Genomic DNA, 14077 nt, shown 5'->3' with positions numbered 1-14077 from the left:
CCACCGATGAGAATCGGGCCCGGGACCGGTCTGTATGGGAGGGACGAGAACCCGCCCACACCCGCTGGAGGCATTCATGATCAGCAACGGTTTCACCACGTGCCTGTGGTTCGACGACAACGCGGAAGCGGCCGCCGACTTCTACCTCTCCGTCTTCAAGGACGGCAAGCGCGGTCGGATCGGCCACTACACCGACGCGGGTCCGGGCGAGGCGGGGTCCGTGATGGTCGTCGAGTTCGAGATCAACGGACAGAAGTTCGTCGCCCTCAACGGCGGCCCCCTCTTCACCTTCAGCGAGGCGGTCTCCTTCCAGATCCACTGCGCCGACCAGGCCGAGGTGGACCGCTACTGGGAGGCGCTGACCGCGGACGGCGGCGAGCCCTCGCAGTGCGGCTGGCTCAAGGACCGCTTCGGGCTGTCGTGGCAGGTCGTCCCGGCCGAGGTGATCGACCTGATCAGCGACCCCGATCCGGAGAAGGCCGCACGGGCCAGCGCCGCCGTGTACACGATGACGAAGATCGACCTGGCGGCGGTGAAGAAGGCCCACGCGGGCGGCTGAGCCCCGCGGGACCCAGACCCAGACCCAGACCCAGACCAGACCTAGACCTGGATCTCCTGGAGCCGGTCGAGGAGCGCGGGCAGGGCGCTCCCGATCGGCTCCCGGATCACCTCGTCGGCGAGCGGGTCGTAGGGGGTCTCCTGCGCGTTCACGATGATCAGCCGGGCGCCGTGGTCGGCCGCGATCCCGGCCAGCGAGGCGGCGGGCTGCACCTGGAGGGTGCTGCCCACGGCGATGAAGACCTGGCAGCCCTTGGCCACCGCCACGGCCTGCGCCAGCACCTCGGGATCGAGTCGCTCGCCGAACATCACGGTCCCGGCCTTGAGGATCCCGCCGCAGGTCAGGCAGGCGGGGTCGGGCTCGCCCGCCGCGACCCGGTCCAGGGTCTCGGACATCGGGGAGCGGACGTGACACCGGGTGCAGACGACGGCCCGGGTGGTTCCGTGCAGCTCGAAGACCTTGCGGTCGGGCATTCCGGCCATCTGGTGCAGCCCGTCGACGTTCTGGGTGACGACCCGGACCGGAGTCCCGGCGCGCTCCAGCGCGGCCACGGCCAGGTGCGCCGCGTTGGGCCGGGCCCCGAGCGCGGCGATCTCGGCGCGCATCAGCCAGGACCGCCGCCGGATCTCCGGATCCGCCATGTAGTACTCGTAGGTCACCAATTTCTCGGCGCCGGGCTCCCGGCGCCACAGGCCTTGCGGCCCCCGGTAGTCCGGAATCCCGGAATCGGTGGACATTCCGGCCCCGCTGAACACGACGACGAGTGGCTTCCCCATGCCCCGACCCTACGCAGCCCCCGCCCCCCGGGGCGAAGCATTAAGCGGCGCGCCGACCGGCCGGTGGCGCCGCCGGCATCACTGCACGCAGAACTCGTTGCCCTCCGGGTCCGCCATCACGATGTGCGACATGCCGTGCTCCTCCACCCTCCGCAGCACGGTGGCCCCCAGCGCGGTCAACCGCTCGCTCTCCGCCACCCGCCGCTCCGGACCGAAGTGCAGGTCGATGTGCATCCGGTTCTTGCCCTGCTTGGGCTCCGGCACGGCGTTGAAGAGCACGCGGCGCCCCAGCCCGATCCCGGTCGCCGGGTCGACCGGGTCCTCCGGGTGGCGCACGGCCGCGGCGTTGCGCCACACCTTCCGGCCGTCCACCACCATCCAGTCGTCCTCCGTGACCGCGCCGAAGCCGATCAGCCGCTCGATCAGCTCGGAGTGCTCCTCCTGCGCGTACTCCAGCGCGGCCGACCAGAACCGCGCGAGGCGCAGCGGATCGGAGCAGTCGACGACGAGTTTCCAGTGCACAGCGGTCATGGCGGCCTCCAGGGCGAACGGACGCGATCTTCCCTTCCCGTTATAACCGGGCCCACTGACAACGGCGCCGGGGCGCGGCCCCGGCCGCCGACTGAGTACCCGTACTCAGGTTTCCGCGGCGTCCGTTGGTCATACTGATCGCTCAGCCCCGCCCGCCGGGGACCATCCGCCAGGGACCTGGAGCCGCCTCGATGTTCCGCCGCACGTCCACCGCCGTCCTCTCGGCCTGCGCCCTGCTCGTGCTGAGCGGCTGCGGCACCAGGTCGACCACGGGCGGCGGCGCCCCGAACACCTCCCCGGCGGCTTCCCCCAGCGTGGACTACGCGGCCCGGGCCCGGGAAGCCGGCGAGCGGCACGACCAGCAGTACCCGGAGATCGCCGCCCGCTGCGCGGGCCTGGCCACCAGCCTTCCGCAGGCCCCCGGCGGCGAGGGGACGGACCCGCCCGCGGACAAGTACGCCGAGAACAACGCGTTCAAGAGGGAACTGCCCGACACCCCCAGGGAGCAGTGTCTCGGCCGGGCCCACGCGGACCGCATCCGGGAGGCCCTGACCGGTCGGGGCAGGACGGTCCCGCGCACCGAGGCGGAGCTGCGCACCGCGCTGGAGGGACTCGGCTACTCGGCGGGCCCGGGCGTCGTCCACGCCGGTGCGGGGCAGACCGGCACCCTCTGGTTCCAGCTGCGCGTCCACGAGGGGGGACCCTGCGTCGGTGGCCAACTGCACGACCCGGTGCGGATCGAGACGCACGGCTCGTACATGGAGGGCGGCTGCTGGGAGCCCCGGGGCGGTCACTGACGGGCCGTCGGCCGGGCGGGCACCGTACCGGGACGGACCGCACCTCTGGTACAACACCGCACATGAGCGCATTCGAGATCGCCGGCGCGAGCGCCGCCGACATGGAACTGTTCCGGGCCTGGTCCGACGACGAAGGTTGGAATCCCGGTGACACCGACCGGCTGGCCTTCGCCGTGGCCGATCCGCGCGGCTTCCTGGTGGGACGGCGGGGCGGCGAGCCCGTGGCCTGCGTCTCGGCGGTCCGCTACGGCGCCGGCTTCGGCTTCGTCGGCTTCTACATCGCCCGCCCCGAGGTGCGCGGGCAGGGGTACGGGATCCAGCTCTGGAACGCCGCCATGGCCCGGCTCGACGGGCGCCTCGTCGGCCTGGACGGGGTCGTCGCCCAGCAGGACAACTACCGCAAGTCCGGCTTCCGTTCGGCCTGGAACAACGTCCGCCACGAGGGCGTCCCGCTGCCGCGGGAGGACGGCGGAGCCGGGTCCGGCGTCGAGGTGATCGACGCCCGCTCCCTGCCCTTCGCCGAACTGGCCGCCTACGACCGGCGGTTCTTCCCCGAGCCGCGCGATTCCTTCCTCGCGGCCTGGACCGGCCTGCCCGGCCGTACGGCCCTCGCGGCCGTCCGTGACGGACGGGTGGAGGGCCTCGGGGTGATCCGGCCGTGCAGCGGGGCCTCGCGGATCGGTCCGCTCTACGCCGCCACCCCGGCCGTCGCCGCCGCCCTGATCCAGCGGCTGGCGGCGACGGTGCCCGGGGCCCCGGACGGGGGAGCGGGACCGGTGGCGGTGGACGTGCCCGACGCCAATCCCGCCGCCCTCGCCCTCGTGTCCGGAATCGGCCTGGTCCCCACCTTCGAGGCCGCCCGGATGTACACGGGCCCCGCGCCGGAGGTCGACCTCCCCGGTCTCTACGGGGTGACCAGCCTCGAACTGGGCTGACCCGGGGCGATCGTCAGAACGCGAACAGGGTCCCGCTGCCTCCCCGCATCGCGCAGTGGTTGGCGAAGGTGTGCTGGTAGGTGTAGCGCTTGCCCTGCCACACGCCGTCGGCCGTGACCGTCACCGGGTCCCACTCCCGGGTGCACGGTTTGGCGGAGCCGCCGCGGGTGATCGTGTCGGCCTGGCCGTCGGCCGCGAGTAACTCCGTACACGCGCCGGCCGGGTCCGGGTGGGTCCCGCTCGGGCGGGGTGCGCAGACCAGCGTCACGGCGCGCAGGACCGTTCCGTTGCGGGCGTCGTCGCCCGCCGTGATCCCGAGCACCAGCGCGGACGGCGCGTAGAGGCTCTCGGTGCCGGAGGGCGCGGCGTCGGCCGCCCCCGACCCGGCCAGTGCGGTGAGCGCGGTGAGCGCCATGGCCGCGGAAGCGAGACCCATACCCCTTGCGATGGACCGCATTTCGAACACTCCCTTGGGTGGTTGTTTCGGATAGCGGACACGAGTCTTGCCCACCCAGGGCGCGACCGCTGACCGGCACCCCCATTTCACGTCACCGAAAGCGACCGCATGATTGCTGGTTGTGTCGGTCCGGAGTCCTGTGACCTGTAGGAAAACCTGTATAGAACCTGTATACGAAACGGCCGAAGATCGGTCCGTCGACATCGGGCCAGCGAAGGCCCGCGGCAGGCCGGTATCCGGTCGGTGCGGGCCCCGTCGGCGCCGCTGCGGGGCCCTGGTGGAAGGCGCGTAAGCCCTAGTGGGGGGCGTACAGGTCGAGCAGGCGGGTGCGGGTCTGGTGGAGGCGGTGGGCCAGTACCCGGCCCACCCAGTGGCCCACGGCGGAACCGAAGGCGGGGTCGGCGTCCATCAGCATCCGGACGGTCGTTCCGTCGAACTCGTACGCGCGCACCGGGGTCATCGCCTCGGCGCCCAGCTGCCAGACGTACGGCGGGAACAGCCATGACCAGCCCACCAGCTCACCGGGGCCGAGGCTCTCCACCGGGGTGGGCCGGCGGCCGGGGACCGGGATCTCCAGGGTGACGGTGCCGGAGCGCACGATCCAGAAGGTTTCGGCGCGGTTTCCTTCGTCGAAGATCCGCGCGCCCTCGGGGAAATTGACCTCGCGGGCGTAGCTCATCAGCCGCCCGCGGTGTTCGGTGGACAGGGCGGCTGCGAGTCGGATGGGGGAAGGGTTGCTCACGACGGCCTCCGATCGGGACCCCCCGCTCCACCCAGTGTCGCCGACCGGCGGCCCGTTGGCCGTTCCCCGTCGCGATCCGCCGTCATTCGTCGCCGTTGGCCTCCAGGCAGGCCAGCTCCATCGCGTCGAGCACCGCCTCGTAGCTGCGCTGGCTCAGCTCCGCGACGTTCTCTATCTGGGCGGTCGCCCAGGCGGAGAGGGTCATCACGAGGACCCGCAGCCCGTCCGTGCCGTGCTCGGCGAGGATCGCGTCCGCGAGGACCATCGCGTCCTCCGGCACCCGCTCCGGCGGCTCCAGTCCGGCCAGCTCCCGCAGCAGCGTGATGGTGCGGCGCGAGATCTCCGGGGTGATCCTCGCCAGCCGCATGTCTTCTTCCCTGTCCATCCGCCCCCGCCTTCCGTCGACCGAGCCGATCCCCCTGCAGGCACGGTAGAGGGGCCGGGGCCACGGCGTGGCGCTTTCGCCAGGGTGCGCGCCCGCCGGGGCCCCGGGCGCGGCCGCCGTCGCCCTTCCACTGGCGGCGACCGGCCGGTAACTTGACCGCGTTCATTCATGTCTGACAGGCGACCGGACCGGCAGGTGCGAGATGCAGAGCCCCCTACGCGTGGCCCGCCACGCCCTCCTGCGGTGCGCGCCGCTGCTGTGCGCGCTGCTGGTCACGGCCCTCGCCGTACCGACCGGACCGGCGCGGGCCGCGGCGACGGGCGTCGGCGGCGCTCCCGTGGCCGCGGCTCCGGCGGCCGCCGCGTCCTGGACGCCGCCGCTGTCGACCCGCGGCCGCTACGTCGTGGACGCGAAGGGCGAGCGCATGCGGCTGCGCTCCGGGAACTGGGACGGCGCCCAGGGCTCCTGGAACGGCTCCGGGGACGCGGCCGACCCCGCCACCCACCACGCGGGCCAGGACTCCCACGGGATTCCGCTGGGCCTCGACCGGACCCCGATCACGGCCCTGCTCGCCGACTTCCACGCGCTGGGCCTCAACAGCATCCGGCTGCCCTTCTCCGGCGAGATGCTGCGCACCACCGCCCCCGTCCCGGACGCCGCGGTCGCGGCCAATCCGACGCTGCGCGGGAAGACGCCGTTCCAGGTGTACGACGCGGTCGTCGCCGCGCTGACCGCCGACGGATTCGCGGTCATCCTCAACAACCACACCAACACCACCCGCTGGTGCTGCGGCCTGGACGGCAACGAACGCTGGAACAGCGGGCGTTCCACCGCCCAGTGGGCCGACGACTGGGTGTTCCTCGCCCGTCACTACCGCGCCAACCCGCGGGTGGTCGGCGCCGACCTCTACAACGAGGTGCGCCGCGACGCCCTCGACGACCCCAACTGGGGCCTGGGGGACGGACACGACTGGTACGCGGCGGCCGAGGAGGCCGCCGACCGGATCCTCACCGAGGCCAACCCCGACCTGCTCGTCGTCATCGAGGGCATCAACTGGACCGGCATCCCGCTGGACGGGCTGCCGCACGGCCGCCCCACCCTGACGCCCGTGCGCACCCTCTCCCACACGCTCGTGGCCTCGGACAAGCTGGTCTACTCCGCCCACTTCTACGGCTACACCGGGCCCCACCACAGCGGCGCGACCGGGCTCGGCGAGACCCACGACCCGCGCTACCAGGACATGAGCGCCGCCGAACTCGAACAGGCCCTGTACGACCAGGCCTTCTACGTCTCCGCGGAGACCGGCAACCACTTCACCGCCCCGGTGTGGGTCAGCGAGTTCGGCATCGGCGCGGGTGAGGCCGTCGCCGCGCCGCGGACCTGGTTCACCCGCCTCACCTCGTACCTGGCCACCTCCGACGCCGACTTCGCGTACTGGCCGCTGGTCGGCTGGAGCACCACGGCGCAGGGCGCGCCGGGCGGCGACGACTGGGCCCTGCTCCGCTACGACGCCGCGGGCCGCCGCACCGGGGTCCTGGACCCGGGGGACTGGCGCACCGCCCCCTGGGCCGCCCTCGCCGCCTCCGCCGGGCGCGGCGGGCCGGTCGCCCCCGTCACCCGCTGGTCCATGCTCACCACCGACCACCGCGACCAGGTCGCCTCGCTGCTCACCCGGGCCACCGGCGACTGGGACGGCGGGGCCCGCAAGGCGGTCTGCCCCGACGGCTCCGGGCTGGTCGGTCTGAGCCACACCGGGGGCCGGGGTCTCTGCGTCAGCTCAGGCCTGCGGGCCGCGACGGGCGCCCAGAGCGTGGTGCGCGACGAGCGGTACGTGCCGGCCGGTGGCGACTGGGCGGGCGGCTACACGAAGCTCCAGTGCCCGGCGGGCCAGTTCCTGATCGGGTACAGCGTGCGCGGCGAGCGGCTCTCCGCGGCCCTGTGCGCGCCGGGCCGCGCCGCCCTCGCCGGAGCGGGCCGCACTGTCTGGTTCGACCGGGGCGACAACCGGCCGTCGGGCGCGGCGGGCGGGGAGTTCGCCTACGGCGCCTACAAGGGCCAGTGCCTGCCCACGGAGTACGCGGCGGGCATCGCCTTCACCACCCGGGTCGGGTTCCGCCCGTCCGCCGCCGCGCTCCTGTGCCGCGTGGCGCCGCTCGGCTGACGGGGCGTCGGGCGGGGCGGGAGCGCGCTTTTCCGCATCCGATGGGTCAAGTGTGGTGAACGCGGAGCGAAATCGCCCTAGTGTGCGCCCTACGCACGACGCCGGTTCGGCTGTTTCCGGCCATGTGTGCGCACGCACCGCCGTGCACCTTCAGCACCTCGCATCTTGAACTGGGGGGTTCATGCGCAGATCCAAAGGCCTGGCGACCGCTCTCGTCCTGGCCCTGTCCGGTGGCGCGACGGCCGTCGCTCTGGGCCTCATACCACAGGCCGCGGCGCTCACGCCGCCCGTGGCCTTCACGGCCGACGCGCTGTCGAGCTGGCAGCCCAACGGCGTCGTCTGGGCGCTCGCCGAAGCGAACGGCACGATCTTCGCCGGTGGCACCTTTTCGGCCGTCCGGCCGCCCGAGGGCGGCGCCGGAGCCGAGCGGTCCGCGGTCAACTTCGTCGCCCTCGACGCGGCGACCGGCGCCCCGACGGCCTGCACGCTCTCCTTCACCGTCGGCGGCGGCACCGCCACGGTCCGCGCGCTGGCCCTGTCGCCCGACAAGCAGACCCTGTACGCGGGCGGGTACTTCGGCGCCGTCAACGGCACGCCGGTCTCCAGCCTCGCCGCGATCGACGTGGCGACCTGCACCCCGAAGGCCGCGTTCCACCCGTCCTTCGCGGCCACGGTCCGCGCGCTCGCCGTCACTGACGACACCGTCTACGCGGGCGGCGACTTCCTGACCGTCCAGGGCCAGTCGCGCCAGCGCTTCGCCGCCGTCGCCACGGCCGACGGCGCCCTGCGGCCCTTCACGGCCGACGCCGACGAACCGGGCCGCGCGGTCGAGGTGACCCCCGACGGCAAGAACGTGCTGATCGGCGGCGACTTCTTCACCGTCAACGGTACGAACACCCACGCGCTCGCCGTCGTGGACGCCACCAGTGGTGCGCTCGCCAAGTCCTACCCCGGCTTCATCGAGACCAATTCGGTTGTCAAGGACATCGCCGTCGACGCCACCGGCTTCTACACCGGCAACGAGGGCACCGGCGGCGGGGTCTTCGACGGCCGGATCGCGCTCGACCTCGACGGCTTCGGCCAGCGCTGGCGCGACACCTGCCTCGGCGCCACCCAGGCCGTGCTGCCCTACCAGAACGTGCTCTACAGCGCCTCGCACGCGCACGACTGCTCCAGCGTCGGCGAGTACCCCGACGGGCAGCGCCACCACCTGCTCGCCGAACCCACCACCGGCACGGCCAAACTGGGCTGGGCCCCCGACACCAACGACGGCATCGGCGAGGGCATCGGACCGCGGGTGATGACGGTCGGCTCCAAGGCCGGGACGCAATACCTCTGGGTCGGCGGCGAGTTCACCACCGTCAACGGCTCCGCGCAGCAGAGCCTGACCCGCTTCGCCTCCACCGGGGACACCGGAGCGCCGACCGTCCCGGTCGCGAGCGCGGTGAGCTTCAAGCCCGGCCAGGTCCAGGTGCGCTGGCGCACCAGCCTCGACCTCGACGACAGCACGCTGACCTACAAGGTGTACCGGGGCGGCTCCGCCACGCCGATCGCCACGGTCGCCGCCGACTCGCTGTTCTTCCGGCGCCCGCAGGCCTCGTGGACCGACACCACCGTCTCCGCGGGCCAGTCGTACAGCTACCGGGTGACCGCGACCGACGGCGCGGGCAACACCAGCGCCCTCTCCGCCACGGCATCGGTGACCGTACCGGCCACCGCGGACGCCTACCCGAACCAGGTGCGCGCGGACGGCGCCGCGCAGTACTGGCGCTACGACGAGAGCGTGCTGCCCTTCGTCGCCGACTCCTCGGACGGCGGCAACTCCAGCGGTGTCCACCTGAACGCGCCGGCGCTGCGCCAGACGCCCGGCGCGGTCACCGGCGCGAGCACGGCGATCGGTCTGGGCGGGACGGACACCCAGGTGTACGGCGACCGCCGCTCGACGGTCGGCAACACCTACACGCTGGAGACCTGGTTCAAGACGAACACCACGCGCGGCGGCAAGCTCGTCGGCTTCGGCAACAACCAGGCGCGCGGCAGCAGCCAGTACGACAAGCACGTCTACATGACCAACGACGGCCGCCTGACCTTCGGCGTCTACACCGGAGCCACCCGCACGATCACCACGGGCGGCGCCGCCCGCTACAACGACAACCAGTGGCACCACGTCGTCGCGACCCAGGGCGCGGGCGGCATGGTCCTCTATGTGGACGGGGCGGCGAAGGGCACCCTGAACGTCACCACGAACGAGAACTTCGCCGGCTACTGGCACGCGGGCGGTGACAACCTGAACGGCTGGCCGGAGCGTCCCACGAGCGACTACTGGGCGGGCCAGCTCGACGAGACCGCCGTCTACCCGACGGCCTTGACCCCCGCGCAGGTGCAGAACCACTACGCCCTCGCCACGGCTCCGGCGGACTCGGTCGTCCAGGTCCAGGCCGCCGAGGACACCTACGCCAACGCGGGCGCACCCGGCACCAACTTCGGCACCTCCGGTTCCCTGGCGGTGGGCGGCAGCGCGCTCTACCAGAGCTACCTGCGCTTCACCCTCCCCGCGGCGCCCGCCGGCACGGTCTTGAAGTCGGCCACGCTGAGCGTGAAGACGAACACGATGAGCGGGGCGGGGACCACCGACACCGTGTCCGTGGTCCCGGTCACCGGCGCGTGGACGGAGACCGGAACGACCTACAACAACCGTCCGGCCCTCGGCGCCACCGCGCTCGGCAGCTTCGCCGGCATCGCGGACGGCTCGGCGGTCGCCACGACCACCCTGGACCGGGCCACCGTCGCCGCGGCCCTGAACGGCTCCTACAGCCTGGCGCTGACGAACGGCGGCGCCGACCCGGCGTGGCTGTGGTCCTCGGAGGCGGCCGCGAACGAGGGGACGCCCCAGCTGACCCTGACCTTCGGCCCGCAGTAACGGCAGGACCCCGTCGAAGGGGGCGCGGGCCGTGTCGGCCCGCGCCCCCTTCGCGCGTCCCGGTCAGTCAGCGGGGGCGGGGACCGGGGCGGCGCCCGGCTCGCCGTGCCCGATGTGGGCCAGGACCTGCTGGAGCAGTGCGCTCACGTGGGCGTCGTGCAGCTCGTAGACGACGCTGCGGCCCGTGCGGCGGCCCGTGACGAGGTCGAGGTGGCGCAGCAGCCGCAGATGGTTGGAGACGGTGGGCTGGCCGAGGCCCAGATCGTCGGCGAGTTCGCCGACCGAGCACGGCGCGTGCAGCAGGCGGGCGAGGATCCGGATCCGGGCGGGCGAGGCGAGGCCCTGCATGACCTCGGCGACCGCCTCGGCGTCCGGTTCGGTGAGGGTGGGGGCGGCCGAGGGTTCCATGGAGCCACTCTAAGTCAAGGGATTGAGATGTGTACAGATTCATATATGTGGATTTACTGATATGTTCGTTCCATGAATACGAACCGCACGCCGGACCCGCCCCGCGGCGACGGCCACGCGCACGGTTTCCTCAGCGAGCGCGCCGAACTGGTCAGCGCCCTGCTCGCCCTCACCGTCTACCTCACCGGCCTGATCCTGGAGCTGACGGGCAACGGCGGCCCCGCCACCCCACCCCTCTTCGTCGCCGCCTACGTCTTCGGCGGATTCTTCACCCTCCGCGAAGCGCTGCTCACCGTCCGGCGCGGCCGCTTCCAGGTCGACTTCCTCATGCTGGTCGCCGCGGCGGGCGCCGCCGCCATCGGCAAGTGGGAGGAGGGCGCCGTCCTGCTCGTACTCTTCAGCCTCGGTCACGCCCTGGAGGGCTACGCGATGGGGCGCGCCCGCAGGTCCATCGAGGCGCTGGGCGAGCTGGCACCCCGCAGCGCGCTCGTCCTGCGCGCAGCGACCCCGGTCGAGGTCCCCGTGGAGGAGCTGGTCGTGGGCGACACCGTCCTGGTCCGCCCGCACACCCGGGTCCCCGCCGACGGATTCGTCGCCTCCGGCACCGGCAGCCTCGACCAGTCGGCCATCACCGGCGAGAGCATCCCCGTCGACAAGCAGCCGGTCGCCGACCGCGCCGCGGCCCTCGCGGACCCGGCCGCCGTCGACGCGGGGAGCCGGGTCTTCGCCGGCACGGTCAACGGCGCCGGCGCCCTCGACGTGGTCGTCACCCGCCTCGCCCGGGACAACACCCTCGCCCGGGTGGTGCGCATGGTGCGGGAGGCCGAGGAGCGCACCTCACCCACCCAGCGCTTCACCGACCGCTTCCAGAAGGTGTTCGTCCCCGGCGTGCTGGCCCTGGTCGCGGTGCTGCTCGGCGTCGGCGCCCTCACCGGTGAACCCTTCGCCGACACCTTCTACCGGGCGATGGCCGTCCTCGTCGCCGCCAGCCCCTGCGCCCTCGCCATCGCGACCCCGGCCGCCGTCCTCAGCGCCGTCGGCCGCGCGGCCCGTGGCGGCGTACTCGTCAAGGGCGGCGCCCCGCTGGAGGAGTTCGGGCGGCTGCGCACCCTCGCCTTCGACAAGACCGGAACCCTGACCGAGGGCCGCCCGCGGCTGACCGAGGCCGAGGCCGCCGACGGCGTCGGCCCGCGGGAACTGCTGCGCACCGCCCTCGCGGTGCAGCGCCTGAGCGACCACCCCCTCGCGCAGGCCGTCGTCCGCGACGCCCCCGCCCTCTTGGGCGCCGCGCCCGAAGCGGCCGCCGCCGTGAACCTGCGCGCCGTCATCGGCCGCGGCGTCACCGCCGAACTCGACGGCGAGGACGTCCACATCGGCAGCCTGGCCTACGCCGACACCCTCGCGGGCCCGCCCGTACCGGCCGCGCTGCGCGAGCGGACCAGGCAGCTCGCCGAGGCCGGCCGCACCACCATGCTGGTGCGCCGGGGCGAGCGCTACCTCGGCACGCTCGGCCTGATGGACGCCCCGCGTCCGGACGCCGCCGACACGGTGGCCCGGCTGCGCGGACTCGGCGTGACCCGGATGGTCATGCTCTCCGGCGACGACCAGCGGGTCGCCGACGAGGTGGGCCGCGCGGTCGGCATGGACGAGGTCCGCGGCGGCCTCATGCCGCAGGACAAGGTCACCGAAGTGGCCCGGCTGCGCGCCGCGGACCGGACCGCCATGATCGGTGACGGGGTCAACGACGCGCCCGCGATGGCCCGCGCGACGGTGGGCGTGGCGATGGGCGCGGCCGGTTCCGCCGTCGCCCTGGAAACGGCGGACATCGCGCTGATGTCCGACGACCTGCGTCGACTGCCGTTCATCACCGGCCTCAGTCGCCGGGCCAGCCGGATCATCCGGCAGAACCTCTGGCTGAGCCTCGGCATCGTCGCGGTCCTGGTCCCGGCGACCGTCCTGGGCATGGGCATCGGCCCGGCCGTCCTCGTCCACGAGGGCTCCACGCTGATCGTCGTGGCCAACGCCCTGCGACTGCTGCGCCACCCCGACGGCACACCCCGCTGACCCGCCCCACCGGCACCCGTCGGGGCGCGTTCCCGTCAGGCCAGCGCGCGGACCACCGCCCACAGGAGGCGCTCGTTCTCCGGGGCGGCGCCGCCGGGGAAGGCGTACCGGCGCCGCGCGTAGCCGTACGCGAAGCCCTGCCGGGGGTCGGCGAGCGCCAGGGAACCCGCGGCGCCGCTGTGGCCGAAGGCGCCCGCGCCCAGGGCCGGGAAGTTCGGGCCGTAGCTCTGGAAGCCGAGGCCGAACGCCTTCGCCGTGCCGCTCACGAGGTCCTTGCCCTCCGAGTGGATCCGGGCGAACTCGGCGGCCGTGTCCGGCTTCAGCAGGGCGGCCCGTCCGTCCAGGCCGAAGGCGGCCGCCGCGTACAGGCCCGCCAGACCGCGCGCCGAGCCGATCCCGCCCGCCGACGCCTGGCCCCCGGCGCGCACGGCACGCGAGTTGGGGAAGTCGTACAACTCGCCGTTGCCCGGCGCGTGCTCGTTGAAGGCGATCCCGCCGAGGCCGTACGGGCTCGCGGCGGCCGCCTCGATCTCGGCCGCCTGCTCCGGCGTCGGCAGCATCGCCAGCGTGCTCAGGAAGCGCGGCTCCTCGGACTCCGGCAGGCCCAGCCACAGATCGAGACCGTGCGGAGCGCGGATCCGCTCCTCGTACCAGGCCTGGAGCGTGCGCCCGGTGGCCCGGAACACCACCTCGCCGACCAGGGCGCCGATCACGATGGCGTGGTAGCCGAAGAACCGGCCCGGCTGCCAGAAGGGGCGCTGCCCCGCCAACCGGGCCGCCAACGCCCGGTCGTCCGCCAGCTCCGCCGCGGTGAACCCGGCGTCCGCACCGATCACCCCGGACCGGTGGGCCAGCAACTCGCGCAGCGTGATCCCGCCCTTGCCCTCCTGCGCGAAGTCCGGCCAGTACGAGGCGACGGTCCGGTCCAGGTCCAACACGCCGTCCTGCACCAGCAGCGCCGCCACCAGGTACGCCGCGCCCTTGGTGGACGAGAAGACGCCGAGCAGGGAGCCTGCGTCCACCCCCTCCGACCACAGGTCCACGACCCGCTCACCGCCCCGGTACACCACCAACTGAGCGCCGGGCGCGTGCTCCTCGGCCGCGAGGAAGGCGGCGAACTCCTCGCGCACCCCCTCGAACCCGTCGACCACCGTGCCGTTCACTGCCATGAACCCTCCCGAACCGTCCCGTTGACCTGGCAGTCCCGCCAACCCGGCGCCCCTGGCCCGTATTCCCCACCCACCGGACTAGGTGTATTGCCCTGTGAGGTTGGGGACGCGGCTGGCGGGTGGTTTGCCTGCGAGTGCGGTGTGTCCGCGGTGGTGATTGTAGGTGTGGAGCC

The 14077-nt window shown here is 73.3% G+C and carries 13 protein-coding genes; 6 read left to right on the top strand and 7 right to left on the bottom strand.

What is annotated here, in order from left to right; all coding sequences use genetic code 11:
• The first annotated feature begins 76 nt into the window (after positions 1-76).
• Positions 77-559, top strand: a complete 483-nt coding sequence (locus ACZ4UB_RS04545; protein ID WP_468068202.1) for a VOC family protein — start codon at positions 77-79, stop codon at positions 557-559.
• Positions 560-600: 41 nt separating this feature from the next.
• Here the strand turns inward: ACZ4UB_RS04545 and ACZ4UB_RS04540 are convergent, their stop codons facing one another.
• Positions 601-1335 (bottom strand): SIR2 family NAD-dependent protein deacylase, encoded by a 735-nt coding sequence (locus ACZ4UB_RS04540; protein WP_468068201.1) that lies wholly within the window; start codon positions 1333-1335, stop codon positions 601-603.
• A gap of 78 nt (positions 1336-1413) precedes the next feature.
• Positions 1414-1866, bottom strand: a complete 453-nt coding sequence (locus ACZ4UB_RS04535) for a VOC family protein (protein WP_468068200.1) — start codon at positions 1864-1866, stop codon at positions 1414-1416.
• A gap of 191 nt (positions 1867-2057) precedes the next feature.
• On the opposite strand from ACZ4UB_RS04535, the gene ACZ4UB_RS04530 reads away from it, so the two are divergent.
• A complete protein-coding gene (locus ACZ4UB_RS04530) occupies positions 2058-2663 on the top strand; it encodes a hypothetical protein (RefSeq protein WP_468068199.1) in 606 nt (201 codons plus the stop codon).
• A gap of 62 nt (positions 2664-2725) precedes the next feature.
• Positions 2726-3598 (top strand): GNAT family N-acetyltransferase, encoded by an 873-nt coding sequence (locus ACZ4UB_RS04525; protein WP_468068198.1) that lies wholly within the window; start codon positions 2726-2728, stop codon positions 3596-3598.
• Positions 3599-3611: 13 nt separating this feature from the next.
• On the opposite strand, the gene ACZ4UB_RS04520 is transcribed toward ACZ4UB_RS04525, so the two are convergent.
• From ACZ4UB_RS04520 to ACZ4UB_RS04510, 3 genes are all read right to left on the bottom strand, one after another.
• Complete coding sequence (locus ACZ4UB_RS04520; protein WP_468068197.1) at positions 3612-4034, bottom strand: SSI family serine proteinase inhibitor; 423 nt, start codon at positions 4032-4034, stop codon at positions 3612-3614.
• Positions 4035-4350: 316 nt separating this feature from the next.
• Positions 4351-4797 (bottom strand): Crp/Fnr family transcriptional regulator, encoded by a 447-nt coding sequence (locus ACZ4UB_RS04515; RefSeq protein WP_468068196.1) that lies wholly within the window; start codon positions 4795-4797, stop codon positions 4351-4353.
• Between the two features lie 82 nt (positions 4798-4879).
• On the bottom strand, positions 4880-5182 hold the full coding sequence (locus tag ACZ4UB_RS04510; RefSeq protein WP_351049094.1) for a hypothetical protein: 303 nt from the start codon (positions 5180-5182) through the stop codon (positions 4880-4882).
• Positions 5183-5384: 202 nt separating this feature from the next.
• Here ACZ4UB_RS04510 and ACZ4UB_RS04505 point away from each other — a divergent pair, with 202 nt between their 5' ends.
• Positions 5385-7343 (top strand): glycoside hydrolase family 5 protein, encoded by a 1959-nt coding sequence (locus ACZ4UB_RS04505; RefSeq protein WP_468068195.1) that lies wholly within the window; start codon positions 5385-5387, stop codon positions 7341-7343.
• A gap of 181 nt (positions 7344-7524) precedes the next feature.
• Positions 7525-10263: a DNRLRE domain-containing protein gene (locus tag ACZ4UB_RS04500; protein WP_468068194.1), complete on the top strand. Its 2739-nt coding sequence runs from the start codon at positions 7525-7527 to the stop codon at positions 10261-10263.
• A gap of 63 nt (positions 10264-10326) precedes the next feature.
• Here the strand turns inward: ACZ4UB_RS04500 and ACZ4UB_RS04495 are convergent, their stop codons facing one another.
• The gene (locus ACZ4UB_RS04495) at positions 10327-10671 is read right to left on the bottom strand and encodes an ArsR/SmtB family transcription factor (RefSeq protein ID WP_468068193.1); all 345 of its coding nucleotides are present in this window, start codon (positions 10669-10671) and stop codon (positions 10327-10329) included.
• Between the two features lie 72 nt (positions 10672-10743).
• Between ACZ4UB_RS04495 and ACZ4UB_RS04490 the strand changes: the two genes are divergently transcribed.
• Positions 10744-12735 (top strand): heavy metal translocating P-type ATPase, encoded by a 1992-nt coding sequence (locus ACZ4UB_RS04490; protein WP_468068192.1) that lies wholly within the window; start codon positions 10744-10746, stop codon positions 12733-12735.
• 35 nt (positions 12736-12770) lie between these two features.
• On the opposite strand, the gene ACZ4UB_RS04485 is transcribed toward ACZ4UB_RS04490, so the two are convergent.
• Positions 12771-13904: a serine hydrolase domain-containing protein gene (locus tag ACZ4UB_RS04485; protein WP_468068191.1), complete on the bottom strand. Its 1134-nt coding sequence runs from the start codon at positions 13902-13904 to the stop codon at positions 12771-12773.
• Between the last annotated feature and the right edge of the window lie 173 nt (positions 13905-14077).

It is taken from the genome of Streptomyces sp. NPDC028419, assembly GCF_055565515.1.
The sequence above is the reverse complement of the archived record's forward strand: the minus strand, read 5'-3'. Positions and strand labels throughout refer to the sequence as shown.

Excerpts from the sequence above, each read along its gene's own strand:
- ACZ4UB_RS04540 (WP_468068201.1), bottom strand. The coding sequence starts at position 1,335 with ATGGGGAAGCCACTCGTCGTCGTGTTCAGCGGGGCCGGAATGTCCACC.
- ACZ4UB_RS04520 (WP_468068197.1), bottom strand. The coding sequence starts at position 4,034 with ATGGGTCTCGCTTCCGCGGCCATGGCGCTCACCGCGCTCACCGCACTG.
- ACZ4UB_RS04490 (WP_468068192.1), top strand. The coding sequence starts at position 10,744 with ATGAATACGAACCGCACGCCGGACCCGCCCCGCGGCGACGGCCACGCG.
- ACZ4UB_RS04535 (WP_468068200.1), bottom strand. The coding sequence starts at position 1,866 with ATGACCGCTGTGCACTGGAAACTCGTCGTCGACTGCTCCGATCCGCTG.
- ACZ4UB_RS04510 (WP_351049094.1), bottom strand. The coding sequence starts at position 5,182 with ATGGACAGGGAAGAAGACATGCGGCTGGCGAGGATCACCCCGGAGATC.
- ACZ4UB_RS04505 (WP_468068195.1), top strand. The coding sequence starts at position 5,385 with ATGCAGAGCCCCCTACGCGTGGCCCGCCACGCCCTCCTGCGGTGCGCG.
- ACZ4UB_RS04545 (WP_468068202.1), top strand. The coding sequence starts at position 77 with ATGATCAGCAACGGTTTCACCACGTGCCTGTGGTTCGACGACAACGCG.
- ACZ4UB_RS04485 (WP_468068191.1), bottom strand. The coding sequence starts at position 13,904 with ATGGCAGTGAACGGCACGGTGGTCGACGGGTTCGAGGGGGTGCGCGAG.
- ACZ4UB_RS04500 (WP_468068194.1), top strand. The coding sequence starts at position 7,525 with ATGCGCAGATCCAAAGGCCTGGCGACCGCTCTCGTCCTGGCCCTGTCC.
- ACZ4UB_RS04530 (WP_468068199.1), top strand. The coding sequence starts at position 2,058 with ATGTTCCGCCGCACGTCCACCGCCGTCCTCTCGGCCTGCGCCCTGCTC.
- ACZ4UB_RS04495 (WP_468068193.1), bottom strand. The coding sequence starts at position 10,671 with ATGGAACCCTCGGCCGCCCCCACCCTCACCGAACCGGACGCCGAGGCG.
- ACZ4UB_RS04525 (WP_468068198.1), top strand. The coding sequence starts at position 2,726 with ATGAGCGCATTCGAGATCGCCGGCGCGAGCGCCGCCGACATGGAACTG.